The sequence below is a fragment of the Streptomyces sp. NPDC017979 genome, from assembly GCF_044328175.1.
GTDB lineage: Bacteria > Actinomycetota > Actinomycetes > Streptomycetales > Streptomycetaceae > Streptomyces.
In genome coordinates this window covers 291,391-307,401 of the sequence record NZ_JBIRGU010000006.1, presented here as the reverse complement: position 1 = coordinate 307,401, position 16,011 = coordinate 291,391, and the positions used below count along the sequence as shown (strand labels likewise).

12 protein-coding genes are annotated in these 16,011 nt (G+C 74.3%); 11 read left to right on the top strand and 1 reads right to left on the bottom strand.

What is annotated here, in order from left to right; genetic code table 11:
- Positions 1 to 186 precede the first annotated feature (186 nt).
- Positions 187 to 645, bottom strand: coding sequence for a DUF3093 domain-containing protein (locus ACH4E8_RS19280; RefSeq protein WP_398449675.1), 459 nt, complete (start codon positions 643 to 645; stop codon positions 187 to 189).
- Between the two features lie 269 nt (positions 646 to 914).
- On the opposite strand from ACH4E8_RS19280, the gene ACH4E8_RS19275 reads away from it, so the two are divergent.
- From ACH4E8_RS19275 to ACH4E8_RS19225, 11 genes are all read left to right on the top strand, one after another.
- On the top strand, positions 915 to 1,478 hold the full coding sequence (locus tag ACH4E8_RS19275) for a PaaI family thioesterase (protein WP_398449766.1): 564 nt from the start codon (positions 915 to 917) through the stop codon (positions 1,476 to 1,478).
- The gene (dut, locus tag ACH4E8_RS19270) at positions 1,478 to 2,020 is read left to right on the top strand and encodes a dUTP diphosphatase (RefSeq protein WP_398449674.1); all 543 of its coding nucleotides are present in this window, start codon (positions 1,478 to 1,480) and stop codon (positions 2,018 to 2,020) included. The genes ACH4E8_RS19275 and dut overlap by 1 nt, the downstream gene beginning before the upstream one ends.
- 1 nt (position 2,021) lies before the next feature.
- Complete coding sequence (locus tag ACH4E8_RS19265; RefSeq protein ID WP_398449673.1) at positions 2,022 to 2,804, top strand: DUF3710 domain-containing protein; 783 nt, start codon at positions 2,022 to 2,024, stop codon at positions 2,802 to 2,804.
- A gap of 159 nt (positions 2,805 to 2,963) precedes the next feature.
- A complete protein-coding gene (locus ACH4E8_RS19260) occupies positions 2,964 to 3,701 on the top strand; it encodes an ABC transporter ATP-binding protein (protein WP_398449672.1) in 738 nt (245 codons plus the stop codon).
- Between the two features lie 155 nt (positions 3,702 to 3,856).
- Entirely contained in the window at positions 3,857 to 6,400 is a 2,544-nt protein-coding gene (locus ACH4E8_RS19255) for an ATP-binding protein (protein ID WP_398449671.1), read from the top strand.
- Between the two features lie 94 nt (positions 6,401 to 6,494).
- Entirely contained in the window at positions 6,495 to 7,181 is a 687-nt protein-coding gene (locus ACH4E8_RS19250) for a response regulator (protein WP_361544310.1), read from the top strand.
- 136 nt (positions 7,182 to 7,317) lie between these two features.
- Entirely contained in the window at positions 7,318 to 7,743 is a 426-nt protein-coding gene (locus ACH4E8_RS19245; RefSeq protein WP_398449670.1) for an OB-fold nucleic acid binding domain-containing protein, read from the top strand.
- 3 nt (positions 7,744 to 7,746) lie between these two features.
- Complete coding sequence (locus ACH4E8_RS19240) at positions 7,747 to 8,514, top strand: DUF3159 domain-containing protein (RefSeq protein WP_398449669.1); 768 nt, start codon at positions 7,747 to 7,749, stop codon at positions 8,512 to 8,514.
- A gap of 194 nt (positions 8,515 to 8,708) precedes the next feature.
- Positions 8,709 to 12,092: an FtsX-like permease family protein gene (locus tag ACH4E8_RS19235; RefSeq protein WP_398449667.1), complete on the top strand. Its 3,384-nt coding sequence runs from the start codon at positions 8,709 to 8,711 to the stop codon at positions 12,090 to 12,092.
- Positions 12,085 to 14,910 carry an FtsX-like permease family protein gene (locus tag ACH4E8_RS19230; protein ID WP_398449665.1) on the top strand — a complete coding sequence of 942 codons (2,826 nt, stop codon included), beginning with the start codon at positions 12,085 to 12,087 and terminating at the stop codon, positions 14,908 to 14,910. Before ACH4E8_RS19235 ends, ACH4E8_RS19230 begins: the two co-directional genes overlap by 8 nt.
- On the top strand, positions 14,907 to 15,956 hold the full coding sequence (locus ACH4E8_RS19225; protein WP_398449663.1) for an ABC transporter ATP-binding protein: 1,050 nt from the start codon (positions 14,907 to 14,909) through the stop codon (positions 15,954 to 15,956). The genes ACH4E8_RS19230 and ACH4E8_RS19225 overlap by 4 nt, the downstream gene beginning before the upstream one ends.
- Positions 15,957 to 16,011: the final 55 nt, after the last annotated feature.

Here is a 16,011-nt window from a genome sequence, read left to right as displayed (position 1 = left end):
GCCCGACGGCCCGCTGACCCCCTCGACGGTTCGGATCACCTCTCCCCCGGTCCGTGCCGCAGAGGGGGTCCGTCGTCGTCCGGGGCAGGAAGGGGCCAGCGAGCCAGGAAGTCCCGCACGGCCCGCTCCCGAGCCCGTCAGGGCCCGCGGAGGCGGCTCCGGGGCCGACGGGGCGGCCCGGCGCTGCTAGGCGGTCAGGGCCGCTGCCAGGGCCTTCGGGTCCCGAGTGGAGACGTACACGTACGGCGTGGGGTCCTCGGGGTCCGTGACCTCGATGCGCACCGCGGTGGGCACGTACGAGCGCAGCAGCATGAAGGCCCGTGGGTCGGCCTTGTACGAGCGCCAGGCGCGCGCCTCCTCCGCCTCCAGGACCTCGGGCTCCCCCAGGGCCGTCAGCGGGATGCGCGCCTCTCCCGCCACCAGGGAGCCCGCCACCACCCTGATCCGGGCGGAGCCGTACGAGCTGATGAGGCCGCCCGCGAGCAGGCCCACCGCCACCACGCTGACCAGCATCGGCAGCACCCCGAGCGGCAGGGTGACCAGTCCGCCCGACAGTCCCAGCAGGGCGGCGATGCCCCACCACAGCGGAGGGGCGGTCAGGCGTTCGTCGTAGCTCGGCGCCGGGGCCGGTGCGGAGGGTTGCATGCGGACAAGCTTGGCACGCTGCCCCACCGGGGCATCGGGTCGGGTGGCCTACTCGTACACACCCCACAAAGGCGCCGCGGGCACGCGCGAGCAGGTGGCGTGCGCGCACCGGCACGCGCGTACGGGCGCGCAAGCGCGCGCGGGCGCACGCCCGCTCCTCACGTGAGCCTCCTGGTGAACCGCGGGTAAGGTCTGCGCCTGTGAGCACTGCAAATCCACCGGGGTCGACCCCCGAGACCCCGGACCGTACCGCCGCCCGGCCGCCCGCGTTGACGCCGCCGGCCGACGCCGTCCCCCCGGTCCGGCACCCCGAGGCACCCGCCCCCGGTGAGCTGCTCGGCACGCACTACGAGAACTGCTTCGGCTGCGGCGCGGCACAGCCCCACGGGCTGCACCTGGCGGCCCGCGCCGGCGAGGGCGTGAGCATCACCGCCGAGTTCACCGTGCGCCCCGTCCATCAGGGCGCCCCGGGCCTCGCCCACGGCGGAGTGCTGGCCACCGCCCTCGACGAGGCGCTGGGCTCGCTGACCTGGCTGCTGCGGACGATCGCCGTCACGGGCCGGCTGGAGACCGACTTCGTCCGCCCCGTGCCCGTGGACACCGTGCTCCACCTCCAGGCCGTGGTGACCGCGGTCGCGGGCCGGAAGATATACGCGCGGGCGGAGGGCCGGATAGGCGGCCCCGACGGGCCGCTGGCCGTCCGCGCCAACGCGCTCTTCATCGAAGTCAAGGTCGACCACTTCATCGACAACGGCCGCGCCGAGGAGATCCAGGCAGCCATGGCCGACCCCGACCAGATCCGCCGTGCCCGCGCTTTCGAGGTGAACCCCTGATGTCCACGACGCCCAGCCCCTTCGACCCGCTCGACGTGCTGATCCGCCGGGTCGACCCCGAGGTGCCGCTGCCCTCGTACGCGCACCCGGGGGACGCCGGCGCCGACCTCGTGACGTGCGAGGCCGCCGAGCTGGCGCCCGGCGAGCGCGCGATCCTGCCGACCGGCGTCTCGATCGCCCTCCCGGACGGCTACGCCGCCTTCGTGCATCCGCGCTCCGGCCTCGCGGCCCGCTGCGGAGTAGCCTTCGTGAATGCCCCGGGGACGATTGATGCCGGGTACCGTGGGGAAATCAAGGTGATCGTGGTCAATCTCGACCCGCGCGAGAGCGTGCGGTTCGAGCGCTTCGACCGCATTGCCCAGCTCATCGTCCAGAAGGTCGAGAAGGTGCGCTTCCACGAGGTGGCGGAGCTTCCCGGCTCGGCACGGGCCGAGGGGGGCTTCGGGTCCACCGGCGGTCATGCGGCGGTGGACGGCTCAACGGACGTTTCAACGGGTGGGAATCGATACGCTTCCGTCGTATCCGACCGGGAAGGACAGTGACGTGTTCGGACGTCGCAAGAAGAGTGGTTCCGCGAAGGACGCGGACGCAGCGCGCGGGACCGAGCAGGTCGTCGACGTACCCGACGAGGCAGAGGCCGAGTCCGACGCCGTCGAGGAGAGCCCCGGCGGGCGGGTGAACCTTCCTCCGGCGCCCCGGCCCGACGGCCCCTGGGACGCCTCCGAGGTCTCCAATCCCGCCGAAGGCAGGGTGGACCTCGGCGGACTCTTCGTGCCCGGTGTCGAGGGCATGGAGCTGCGGGTCGAGGTCGCCGGTGACGCGATCGTCGCCGCGACCGTGGTCCTGCGGGACAGCGCCGTGCAGCTCCAGGCGTTCGCGGCGCCCAAGAAGGAGGGCATCTGGGGCGAGGTCCGCGAGGAGATCGCCTCCGGCATCACCCAGCAGGGCGGCGTGATCGACGAGGTCGAGGGCCCGCTGGGCTGGGAGCTGCGGGCGCAGGTGCCCGTGCAGCTGCCGGACGGCACGGGCGGGGTGCAGCTCGTGCGGTTCATCGGCGTCGACGGGCCCCGCTGGTTCCTGCGCGGCGTGATCTCCGGGCAGGGCGCGGTGCAGCCCGAGGCCGCGGGCCTGCTGGAGCAGATCTTCCGCGACACGGTGGTGGTACGCGGTGACGGCCCGATGGCGCCCCGCGACCCGATCGTGCTGAAGCTGCCCGAGGACGCGCAGATGGTGCCCGAGGGCGTCCAGCAGGAGGAGCAGGGCTCCCGCTTCTCCGGCGACATGGGGCGGCTCGCGCGCGGCCCCGAGATCACCGAGGTGCGCTGACCGCAGGGCCCGCGAGGCCGCCGTGGACGTCGTGTGGGCCGTACTGCTCCGTCGAGGGGTGGTGCGGCCCACGGCTTTCACCCCGTACTGTGCCCGCACGCACACATGTACGCACGTACGCGCACGCGGGGACGGCGTACGGGAAACGAGGGGGCAGCCATGGGCGGCAGCACGGCAGCAGCGGGCACCGGCGGTGCGGCGGTCGTCGACGACCGGGCGCGGGGGCCGATGGTGCGGGCGGTGGACCTGCACCGGTCGTACGGCTCGGGGACGGGCGCGGTGCACGCCCTGCGCGGCGTCTCCTTCGAGGTCCCGCGCGGCCAACTCGTGGCGCTCAAGGGCCGGTCGGGCTCGGGCAAGACGACCCTGCTGAACCTGGTCGGCGGCCTGGACGCGCCCGACGGGGGCCGGATCGACATCGACGGCACCGACATCGGCGGGCTGGACGAGAGCGGCCTTTTGGAGCTGCGCCGGGACCGCGTCGGCTTCATCTTCCAGTCCTTCGGACTGATCCCCATCCTCACGGCTGCGGAGAACGTGGGCGTACCGCTGCGGCTGCGCAGGACCCCGGCCCGGGAGCGCGAGGAGCGGGTGGCGCTGCTGCTGGAGCTGGTCGGCCTCGCCGAGCACGCCGCCCAGCGGCCGACCGAGCTCTCCGGCGGCCAGCAGCAGCGGGTCGCCATCGCCCGGGCGCTGGCCAACCGGCCGGCCCTGCTGATCGCCGACGAGCCGACGGGACAGCTCGACGCGGAGACGGGCCTTTCGGTGATGGAGCTGCTGCGGGCGATCGTCCGCGCGGAGGGCGTCACCGCCTTCGTCGCCACCCACGACGCCCAGCTGCTCGATCTCGCCGACCGGGTCCTGGAGCTGAGCGACGGGGAGATCGTCGAGCGCTGACGTGCTCCGTCGAGCAGACCACTGAGCTGCGGGGCGCCGCCCATCAGAATTGTGTCAATACCACCGGTCCCACCAGGCCCCCACCCGATTTGCCCGGTTCCCCCGCCGTATGGTCGTCGCATCGTGAGGACGACTTCCTGAATGACAATGGGGCCATGGCACGCGGCAAGCTAAGGATCTACATCGGCGCTGCACCGGGCGTGGGCAAGACCTACGCCATGCTGTCCGAGGCGCACCGCCGGGTGGAGCGCGGCACGGACTGCGTCGTGGCCTTCGTGGAGCACCACGACCGCCCCCGCACCGAGGTCATGCTGCACGGCCTGGAGCAGGTCCAGCGCAGGGAGCTGGAGTACCGCGGCGGCTCCTTCACGGAGATGGACGTGGACGCCGTGCTCGCCCGCCGGCCCGCGGTGGCCCTGGTGGACGAACTCGCCCACACCAACGTGCCCGGCTCCCGCAACGCCAAGCGCTGGCAGGACGTCGAGGAGCTGCTGGCCGCCGGCATCGACGTGATATCGACGGTGAACATCCAGCACTTCGAGTCGCTGGGCGACGTCGTGGAGTCGATCACCGGCGTACGGCAGCGGGAGACCGTGCCGGACGAGGTGGTGCGCCGGGCCGAGCAGCTTGAGCTGGTCGACATGGCACCGCAGGCGCTGCGCCGTCGGATGGCCCACGGCAACATCTACAAGTCCGACAAGGTCGACGCGGCCCTGTCGAACTACTTCCGGCCGGGGAACCTGACCGCGCTGCGCGAGCTGGCGCTGCTGTGGGTGGCGGACCGGGTGGACGAGTACTTGCAGCAGTACCGGGGCGAGCACAACATCCGCTCGACCTGGCAGGCGCGCGAGCGGATCGTCGTCGGGCTGACGGGCGGGCCGGAGGGCCGCACCCTGATCCGACGGGCGGCGCGGATGGCCGCCAAGGGTTCCGGCAGCGAGATCCTCGCCGTGTACATCGCCCGCAGCGACGGGCTGACGTCGGCTTCGCCGAAGGAGCTGGCGGTCCAACGCACCCTCGTCGAGGACCTCGGCGGGACGTTCCACCACGTGATCGGGGACGACATCCCCTCCTCCTTGTTGGAGTTCGCGCGCGGGGTGAACGCCACCCAGATCGTGCTGGGCTCCAGCCGGCGCAAGACGTGGCAGTACATCTTCGGGCCGGGCGTCGGCGCGACCGTCGCCCGCGAGTCCGGTCCCGACCTCGACGTGCACATCGTCACCCACGACGAGGCGGGCAAGGGCCGGGGGCTCCCGGTGGCCCGCGGCGCGCGGCTGGGCCGTTCGCGGATCATCGCCGGCTGGCTGGTCGGCGTGGCCGCGCCCATCCTGCTCTCGCTGCTGCTGAACGCGCTGGACGACTCCTTGGGGCTCGCCAACGACGTGTTGCTCTTCCTCTTCGCCACGGTGATGGCGGCGCTGCTCGGCGGGCTGCTCCCGGCACTCGCGTCCGCCGCCGTCGGCTCGATCCTGTTGAACTACTACTTCACCCCGCCGCTGCACACGCTCACGGTGTACGACCCGAAGAACATCGTCGCCATCGTGATCTTCTTCGCGGTGGCGGTGGCGGTGGCGTCGGTGGTGGACCTGGCGGCCCGCCGCACCCACCAGGCGGCGCGGCTGCGGGCCGAGTCGGAGATCCTGTCCTTCCTCGCGGGGAGCGTGCTGCGCGGCGAGACGTCGCTGGACGCGCTGTTGCAGCGGGTGCGGGAGACCTTCGGCATGGAGTCGGTGGCGCTGTTGGAGCGCAAGAGCGACGTCGACCCGTGGACGACGGCGGGCAGCGTGGGGCCGCGTTCGGTGGTGCGGCCGGAGGACGCCGACGTGGACATGCCGGTCGGCGACCACATGGCGCTGGCGCTGTCCGGGCGGGTGCTGCCGGCGGAGGACCGCCGGGTGCTCGCCGCGTTCGCCGCGCAGGCGGCCGTGGTCCTGGACCGGCAGCGGCTGGTCGGCGAGGCGGAGGAGGCCCGTCGGCTGGCGGAGGGGAACCGGATCCGCACCGCGCTGCTCGCGGCCGTCAGCCACGACCTGCGCACACCACTGGCGGCGATCAAGGCCGCGGTGACCTCGCTGCGCTCGGACGACGTCGCCTGGTCGCCGGAGGACGAGGCGGAGTTGCTGGCCGGCATCGAGGACGGCGCGGACAGGCTTGACCATCTCGTGGGCAACCTCCTGGACATGTCCCGGCTCCAGACGGGTACGGTCACTCCGTTGATGCGGGTGACCGACCTGGACGAGGTGGTGCCGATGGCGCTGGTCTCCGTCCCCGACGACAGCGTCGAGTTGGACATCCCCGAGACGCTCCCCATGGTCACGGTGGACCGCGGGCTGCTGGAGCGGGCGGTGGCGAACATCGTGGAGAACGCCGTCAAGTACAGCCCCGACGCGACCCCGGTGACGGTGGCCGCGAGCGCGCTGGGCGACCGGGTCGAACTGCGGGTCGCCGACCGCGGCCCCGGGGTCCCGGACGACGAGAAGGAGCGCATCTTCGAGCCGTTCCAGCGGTACGGGGACGCACCGCGCGGCGCCGGCGTCGGCCTGGGGCTCGCGGTGGCCCGCGGCTTCGTGGAGGCCATGGGCGGCACGCTGAGCGCCGAGGACACCCCCGGCGGCGGCATGACCATGGTCCTGACCCTGAAGGGGGCGCCGGGCGTGGAGCCGGTCGCCCCCGACCTTCCCGCGCAGGTCACCTCGTGACCCGCCGCGGACGAAGACGGAGCGGGGACGGCCGTGGGGACCCGGGGAGGACCGAAGTGCTGAGACGACCGAAGTTCAGAAAGGCAGGCCCGGCATGACCAGGGTGCTGGTGGTCGACGACGAGCCGCAGATCGTACGCGCCCTCGTGATCAACCTGAAGGCGCGCAAGTACGAGGTGGACGCGGCTCCCGACGGGGCGACCGCGCTCCAGATGGCCGCCGCCCGCCATCCCGACGTCGTCGTGCTCGACCTCGGTCTGCCGGACATGGACGGCGTGGAGGTGATCAAGGGGCTGCGCGGTTGGACGCGGGTGCCGATCCTGGTGCTGTCCGCCCGGCACACCTCCGACGAGAAGGTGGAGGCCCTGGACGCCGGCGCGGACGACTACGTGACCAAGCCGTTCGGCATGGACGAGTTGCTGGCGCGGCTGCGGGCTGCGGTGCGCCGGGCGGAGCCGGTCGGCGGCGGTGACGACGACGTCGTGGTCGTGGAGGCGGAGGGCTTCACCGTCGACCTGGCCGCCAAGAAGGTGCACCGGGACGGCCGTGACGTACGGCTGACGCCCACCGAGTGGCACCTGTTGGAGGTGCTGGTGCGCAACACGGGCCGGCTGGTCAGCCAGAAGCAGTTGCTCCAGGAGGTGTGGGGGCCGTCGTACGGCACCGAGACGAACTACCTGCGGGTGTACATGGCGCAGCTGCGGCGGAAGCTGGAGGCGAACCCCTCGCACCCCAAGCACTTCGTCACCGAACCGGGCATGGGCTACCGGTTCGAGCGGTAGCCGACCGGCCACCGACGGTGTCGGCCGCGGGTGGCGTCGCACCGTCGCCCGGTGCTGGTCGCGGGGCCTCCGGCCGCGTCGGGGCACCCCGTACGGGCCTCGGTCCGCTGTCGGCGGCGGCCGGTACGCTTGCTGCATGAGTGCACCCCAATCCGGCAGCGGTTCGGAGCCGGCCGACCGCGCGGACAAACCCGCGGGCCGGCTCCGTCGCATGTTCGACCGGCTGTCGTCGTCCCGGCAGGACCAGGAGTCCGCCGAGTTGCGCGAGGACGCACAGTTGTCCGGGTGCACCCGCATCGCCGACTGCGGCGATCGCCAGATCGTCCGAGTGACTGGTACGTTGCGGACGGTCACCCTGCGCCCGCGGGCCGGGGTGCCCGCGTTGGAGGCGGAGTTGTTCGACGGTACGGAGCCGCTGGACGTCGTCTGGCTCGGCCGACGGTCGATCGCCGGCATCGAGCCCGGCCGCAGGCTCATAGCCTCCGGTCGCATTTCCATGAGCCACGGCCGACGTGTGCTGTTCAACCCCAAATACGAACTCCGACCGCTCGGACAGGAGTAGCCGGTGACGTCCTTCGACAAGCCGACCACCACCCCACCCACGCCGCAGGACCAGCAGCACGACGCGCAGGCCGCGGCGGTCGACAGCGCCGACGTCAGGGCGGTGACGGAGGCCGCGCTGTTCGACGCGTTCGGCGGCATCCGCGGCATGGTGGAGACGGTCCTGCCGGGCCTGCTCTTCGTCACGATCTACACGATCAACAAGGACCTGCACGCGTCCGCGATCGCCGCGCTCGCGCTCGCGCTGGTGCTCGTCGCGGCCCGGCTGGTGCTCAAGGGCACCGTGAAGCACGCGTTCAGCGGGGTCTTCGGGGTCGCCTTCGGCGTCGTCTTCGCGATGATGACGGGCAATGCCAAGGACTTCTATCTGCCCGGCATGCTCTACACCCTCGGCCTCGCCGTGGCGTACATCGCGACCGCGATCGCCGGAGTGCCGCTGATCGGGCTGATGCTGGGGCCGGTCTTCAAGGAGAACCTCTCCTGGCGCACCCGCAACCCCGGCCGCAAGAAGGCGTACACAAAGGCCAGTTGGGCCTGGGGCCTGATCCTGCTCGCCAAGTGCGCGATCCTCTTCCCGCTGTACTGGTGGGCGGACACCACCGAACTCGGCTGGGTGCTGGTGGCGCTGAAGATCCCGCCGTTCCTGCTGGCGGTCTATCTGACGTGGATCTTCCTCGCCAAGGCCCCGCCGCCGATCGACGTGTTCGCGGAGATGGAGGCCGAGGAGCAGGCCGAGAAGGAGCGCAAGGCCAAGGCGGCCGAGAGCCAGTAGCCCCGGGGCTGCGCTGCCGGCGTCCTCACCGCCTGCTCTCCTTCGGCTCGCATTTCGGTGTCCGCACACCGGAATTCGGTCACGATCTCATCAAGTCCCCTGCTGACCTGTTCATTCACCCTCGTCCCGTCTGACAGCATCCGTGACCGAAAAGACTTTCGGGGGACGGTCGGACGGGTACGAGGGGGAGACCGGTGACGGGCTTTGTGTTCCACCGGGCGCGGGGGCACCGGCTGCTGCTGGCCGCCGCCCTGCTCGCGGTCCTGTTGACGACGACCGTGCTGACCGCGCTCGTCGCCTTCGCGGGGGCCGTGGAGGACGCCGGGCTGCGGCACTCCCTGCGCACCAGGAACGCCGCGGACGCCGCGCTGGTCGTCACCGCGGACAACGCCACCGGGGACCGCGCCGCCATGGAGCGGAGCGTACGCCGCGGCGCCGAGCGGGCCTTCGACGGGCTGCCGGTCGCGCTGGAGGGGTTCGAGCGCTCGGCACCGTACGCCCTGCCGCGCGAGTTGCAGCAGCCCGCGGCCCGCTCGGACAAGCCGGACCTCACGATGCTCGCCGCGGTGGAGCGGACCCGGGTGCGGCTCGTGGCGGGCGGCTGGCCCTCCCCCGGCGGCACGGCGGGCGGCGTGATCGAAGTCGCGCTGCCCGAGGCCGCTGCGAAGCGGCTGGCGCTGGCGCCCGGCCCGCGGGTGCTCACCCTCGCCAGCCGGCTGAGCGGGCCGCCGCTCCAGGTGCGGATCACCGGGACGTACCGTCCGTTGGACCGCGAAGCCCCGTACTGGCGGCTGGACGAACTCGGCGGGCGCGGGGTGCGCACCGAGATGTTCACCACGTACGGTCCGCTGCTCGCCGACCCCGGCGTCCTCGCATCGGGCCGGGTGGCGCCGGGCCCGCGGGCCTGGCTGGCCACCGCCGACTTCACGACCCTGCGCACCGACGACGTCGACGCGCTGCGGTCGGCCGCGGAGCAGAGCCAGGAGCGGGTGGGCGCCGAACCGGGGCTGGCGACCGGGGTGGTGGCCAAGACCGCGCTGCCGCAGGCGCTCGGGCAGTTGGAACGGGCCCTGCTGGTGTCCCGCGCCACCGTGTGGATCGTCTCCCTGCAACTCGTCCTGCTCGCCGGCTACGCGCTGCTGCTGGTGGCGCGGTTGCTGCACACCGACCGGGCGGCCGAGAGCCGGATCCTGGCGGCCCGCGGGGCGTCCCGCGGCAAGCTGGTCCGGCTCTCCGCGCTGGAGGCGCTGGTGCTGGCGCTGCCGGCGGCGGCGTGCGCACCCCTGCTCGCCGGCCCGCTGACCGCCTTCCTCGGGGACCGGGGCGCGACGGGGCGGATCGGGCTGCGGCTCGACACCGCGCCGACCCTCTCCACCTGGCTGACCGGTCTTGCGGTGGCGCTGGCGTGCGCGGCCGCCGTGGTGGCGCCGGTCGTGGCGGGCGGGGTGCGCAGGCCGCGCGGACGGGCCAAGGCGCTGCTCGGTCCGCTGCGGGCCGGTGCCGACCTCGCGCTGCTCGCGGTCGCGGGGGTGGCGTACTGGCAGTTGGAGCGCCGTTCTTCGGGCAGCGGTGCGCTCACCGGCGACCGGGCGGGGCAGTTGGGCGTGGACCCGCTGCTGGTGGTGGCGCCGGCGCTGGCCCTGCTGGCCGGTACGGTCCTCACGCTGCGGCTGCTGCCGCTCGCGGCCAAGTTGGCGGAGCGGCGGGCGGCGCGCGGCCGGGGGCTGACCGCGTCGCTGGTGGGCTGGCAGCTCAGCCGTCGACCGATGCGCGGGGCCGGGCCGGTGTTGCTGCTGGTGCTCGCGGTGGCGATGGGGGTGTTGGCGATCGGCCAGGGCGCCTCGTGGGACCGCTCGCAGCAGGACCAGGCGGACTTCCGGGCGGGCGCGCCGGTACGGGTCCTGGGCGGTGCGGCGGAGCCGTTCGGACGCGGCGGGGCGTACGAGCAGGTGCCCGGGGTGAGCGCGGCGGTGCCCGCGGCCCGCAAGACGTACGGCATCACCGGGGGCCGGCAGGCGACGGCGCTGGCGCTCGACGCCCGGCTCGCCGCGCCCGGCCTCTTGGTGCGGGACGACCTCGCGGACGGCGATCCGCGCCGGCTGGTCGCCTCGCTGGCGCCGCGCGATGAGGCGCGGGCCGGGGTGACGTTGCCCGACGGCACCGAACGCCTGGTCCTGGACGTGGCGCTCAGCGCCGCCGACGACGGCCCCACCGGCACGGCCGGGCTCGCCGAGGCCAACGGCGGCGACGGGGGCCTGTTCGCCACCGCGACGGTCGAGGACCGCTTCGGGGTGCCGTACCGGATCCCGCTCGGCGACGTGCCGGTGGACGGCGAACCGCACCCCGTGACCGTCGACTTCGCGAAGGCGGCGGAGGCCCCGGCGGGCCGGCCGGCCGGTCCGTTGGCGCTGACGGCGCTGGAGGTCGACGAGCCCGGGGCGCCGGACCGGGTCGCGGCCAAGCGGCTGACCGTCAAGGCGATGCGGGCCGTGGTCGCGGGCGGCGACGAGCGGCCGGTGACCGTGCCCGCGGGGCTGACCTGGCAGGCGCGGGCCGCGCTCAACGCGAGCGCCCCGGCCCCCGGGGACACCCTGCCGGCCGTCACCTCCGTCGGCTCCACCCCCGCCGGCCCGATCGACGTCGCGTACCACACCGGCACGGCCGAGCACGAAGCCTGGGGCGTGCCCCGCACGGTCACCCTGCGCATCGTCGCGAAGCGGCCGCCGGCCCCCGTGCCGACCGCGCTGGCGACGCGGACGTTCCTCGACGCCAGTGCGGCGAAGGTCGGTTCGGTCGTGCAGGTGCCGATGCAGGGCGGTGACGTGAAGGTGCGGATCACGGGCGTGCTGCGGGCGGTGCCCACCACGGCCCCTGCGGGCGCGACCGACGCGGCCGCGGGGGATGCCGGGGCCCGGCCGCCCGCCGACGGCGGCGCGCTCCTGCTCGACCTGCGGGCGGTCAACCGGGTGCTCGCCGAGCGGCCCGGCGCAGCTCTGCCGCCGGCGGAGTGGTGGCTCTTCACCGAGCCCGGGGCGGCGGCGCAGGTCGCGGCGGCGCTGCGGGACCGCGCGGAGGTCGACCCCGCCATGGTGGAGTCGCGCGACGAGGTCGTCGCGGCCCTGGACGACGATCCGGTGGGCGCGGGCCCGCGGTCGGCGCTGCCCGCGGTGGCGGTCGCCGCCGCGCTGCTCGCCGCGGTCGGCTTCGCGGTGGCGACGGCGGGGGCGCTGCGCGAACGCACCGTGGAGTTCGCGGTGCTGCGGGGACTCGGCGCGCCCCGGCGCCAGTTGACCCGACTGCTCGCCGTCGAGCAGTCCGTGTTGATCGGGGCGGGGCTGGTGATGGGGGTGGCGCTCGGGGCGGTGCTCACCCGGGCCGTCGTCCCGTTGATCGTATTGACCGGACAGGCCGCCCGGCCCGTTCCGGACATCCTGGTGCAGTTGCCGCCGGGGCAGGTGGCGCTGGTGGTCGCGGGGGTCGCGGCGGTGCCGTTGGCGATCGTCGCGGCGCTGGCGCTGCGGCGCGACAAGACGACCGGCGCGGCCCTTCGGGGGCGCGGGGGTGACGGGGGTGCCTGAGGTGGGAAGCGAGCGCGAGGTCGGGGCGGGTTCGAAGGTGCGGGCGACGGCTCCTTGGGTGCGGACGCGGCTGCGGGCCGCGCCCGGGGCGGCGGTGGCGCTGCTGCTGCTCGCCCTGGTCAGTTCGTTCCTCGCGGCGTCGTTCCCGCGCGCCGTCGACGCGTACGAGGGCTCCGGGCTGCGCCAGGCCCTGCGGGCGGCACCGGCGGACCAGAACGGGCTTCAGGTCAGCGATGTGCTCGTGCAGCCGTTCGACCCCGAGGACCCGGCCGTGCAGTCCCGGTTGGGCCCGAAGGAGATCGCGGAGCGGCAGCGGAAGATCCTCGCAGCGCTGCCGCAGCCGTTGCGCGTGGACCGGGGCCAGTCCTCGTACGGCGTGTTCACCGGCCGGCCGGTGGAGGGCAGCGCCCCGGGGCTGACCCGACTGGACGGCGGGCTCCCGGTGTTCACGCTCTCGGCCGGCGCGGGGGTGGCCGAGCACTCCACGGTGCGCTCCGGTCGGTTGCCGAAGGCGGCGGTGGCGACGCCGGGCAGCACCGCGGTGGAGGCCGTGGTGACCGCGGCGACGGCGAAGGAGTTGAACATCGCGGTCGGCACGGTCATCCGGGTGCCCCGCGGCGACCTCGACCCGCTCGCCGTCACGGTCACCGGCGTGATCGACCCGCTGCGGCCGGACCAGCCGTACTGGTCCGTGCGGCCCCTGTTGCGCACGCCCGCGACCCTGTTCGCGCCCGGGCCGCCCCCGGAGCCGTACTGGCACGGCGCGCTGTTGCTCGCGCCCGAGGCGGCGCCCGCGCTGCTGTCGGTGAGCCCCGACGTCGAGTCGTACTGGCGCTTCGCGCTCGACCCGGGCGGGCTGCGGGTGACGGACCTCGCGGCGCTGAAGGCAGCGGTCTCCACGGTCGAGTCCGGGCCGGTGCTCAGCGAGTTGCGGGAGGCGATCTCGCCGGAGGTGGAGGCGGACACCGAGGTGGACGCGCTGCTCGCCCGGTACGAGGAGTTGCGCTCCGCAGTGGCCCCGGTGGTCGCGGTCGCCGCGTTCGGGGTCGGCGGCGTGGTCGGGGTGGTCCTGCTGATGGCCGGCGGGCTGGCCGCGGCCCGTCGGCACGCCGAGTTGGCGTTGGTGCGCTCGCGCGGCGGGTCGGTGCCCGGGATGGCCGGGCGGCTGTTGGCGGAGGTCGCGGTGCCCGTGGTGCCGGCCGCGGCCGCGGGATGCGCGCTCGCGGTGCTCCTGGTGCCCGAGGGACGGCTGGTGCCCGCCGTGGTCGGGGCGGCCGTCGTCACCCTGGTCACCTGTGCGGCGCTGCCGCTGCGGGCCGCCCTGGTGCACCGCAGGCCCGGGTCGCGCGGCGGCCGGGACGACCTCGTGGGTGCCCGGCCCTCCCGTCGGCGGACCGTGGCGGAGTTGACCCTGCTGGCGCTGACGGTGGCCGCCGTCGTGGCGCTGCGCCGGCGCGGCACCGACGACGGCGCGGCGCAGGGCGTGGACTACCTGGTCAGCGCGGCGCCGCTGCTGCTCGGCGCGGTGGCCGCGCTGTTGCTCGTACGGCTGCAACCGCTGCCGCTGCGGATCGCGGCACGGCCGCTGGCGCGGCGGCGGGGCGCGGTCGGCTTCCTGGCAATGGCGCGGGCGGGGCGGGCGCCGGCGACGTCCGCGCTGCCGCTGGTGGCGCTGTTGTTGGCGCTGACGACGACGGCCTTCGGCGGTTCGGTGCTCGCCGGGGTGGACGGTGCCCGGGAGCGGGCGGCGGTGCGGTCGGTGGGCGCGGACGCCCGGGTCGAGGCGGCGACCGCGCTGCCCGCGGGGCTCGCGGATTCGGTGCGGAAGGTGCCGGGGGTGCGCGGTGTGGTGGCCGTGTACCGGGAGTTGGACCTCGATCTGGGTCATGCGGAAGGCAGTTCCGAGGCCGGCGCGGCGGGCGGGGTCACGCTGCTCGCGGTGGACCCGGACGCGTACGCCCGGCTCGCCCGGTCCACCGGGGTGGGCGCCTTCGACGCCGGTGCGCTACGGGCGAAGGGCGGCGAGGACGCCCAGGAGTCGGCGGACGCGGCGCCGTTGCCCGCGATCGTCTCGCCGGGCGTCGCGGAGCGGTTGGGCGATGACCCGGTCGTCGTGGGGCCGCCCAGCGCGCCGCTTCAGATCGCGGTGGCTTCGGTGCGCGACGAGACGCCCGCGCTGCCGTTGGGCGACTTCGTCGTGGTCGACGCGGCCGGCGTGCCGGCGGCGAAGCAGCCGACGACGCTGCTGGTCACGGGCGGTTCGGTGGCGGGCGACGCACTGCGGGCCACGGTCCGCGCCGCCGGCACCGACGCCCGGGTGGCGCTGCGCTCCGAGGAGTACACGGCGTACGCCGACTCCCCGCTCCAGACCGGTGCGGAGCGGGTGTACGCGGTGGCTGCGGCGGCGGCCGCGGGGTACGCCGTACTCGCCCTGCTGCTGTCGCTGCTGCGGGCCGCCCCGGAGCGCACGGCGCTGCTGGCCCGGCTGCGGACCATGGGGCTGACCAGGGGCCAGAGTCGACGGCTGCTGGTGTTGGAGAGCCTGCCGGGGACCTTGCTCGCCGGGGTGGGCGGGGTGTTGGTGGGCTGGGCGGTGGTCCTGGTCCTCTCCCCCGGCATCGACCTGACCAGGTTGGCGCACGCCTCGGGCGAGGTGCTCAGCACCGGCGTACGGGTGGAACTCGCCGCGGACCCGGCCAGCTTGCTGCTGCCGGGGCTGGGGGTGGTCCTGGTGGCCGCGGGCGTCGCGGCGGCGCAGGCGTGGGCGGTCACCCGACGGACGACGACGACCGAACTCAGAGTGGGAGACACACGATGACACGGCCCGCGACGGGTACGGCGGCGGACTCGGCGACGCCGGAGTCGGCGACGCTGGAATCGGCGACGCTGGAGGAGTTGGAGGAGCGGGCGGCGGCCCGTCGGGACCGCCCGCGGTTCGGCCATGACGCGCTGATCACCTGCGATCGGCTGGTGCGCATCTTCTCCACGGACGGCGTGGAGGTGCAGGCCCTCCAGGGGCTCGACCTGCTGGTCCGCGAGGGCGAGTTGATGGCGCTGGTCGGCGCGTCCGGCAGCGGCAAGTCGACGTTGATGAACATCCTCGCGGGGCTGGACGAGCCCACGGCCGGGGCGGCGTCGGTGGCCGGACGCGACCTGCTGGCGATGGGCGCGCGGGAGCGGCTGCGGTACCGGCGAGAGGTGGTCGGCTTCGTGTGGCAGCAGACCGCGCGCAATCTGCTGCCGTATCTGACGGCGGCGCAGAACGTGGCGCTGCCGATGCAACTGCGGGGCCGGGGCGAAGCCCGCGGCGGCCGGTTCTCGCGGTCCGCTCAGGCGGCGAAGCGGGAGCGGATCGAGACCCTGCTCGCGCTGCTGGAGGTGGCGGACTGCCGCGACCGGCGGCCCCACCAGATGTCCGGCGGGCAGCAGCAGCGGGTCGCCATCGCGGTGGCGCTCGCGAACGAGCCGTCGGTACTGCTCGCCGACGAGCCGACGGGTGAGTTGGACTCCCACACGGCCGAGCAGGTCTTCGCGGCGCTGCGTCGGGCGAACGACGAGTTGGGCACCACGGTCGTGATCGTCACGCACGACCAGGCGGTCGCCTCCGAGGTGCGGCGGACCGTTGCGATCCGGGACGGCCGCACGTCCACGGAGATCCTGCGCCGCACCGAGGTGGACAGCGCGACCGGTCAGGAGTCGGTGGTGGCGCGGGAGTACGCGATGCTCGACCGCGCCGGACGCCTCCAACTCCCCAAGGAGTACACGCAGGCGCTGGGCATGCAGGACCGGGTGGTGCTGGAGCTGGAGCCGGACCACATCGGCATCTGGCCGGACGACGACGGAAAGCGCGCGCAGGACGGCTGACGTACGACGGACAACAGGGCGCAGGGACCTCCTGACGCACGACGGGCGGGGCTCC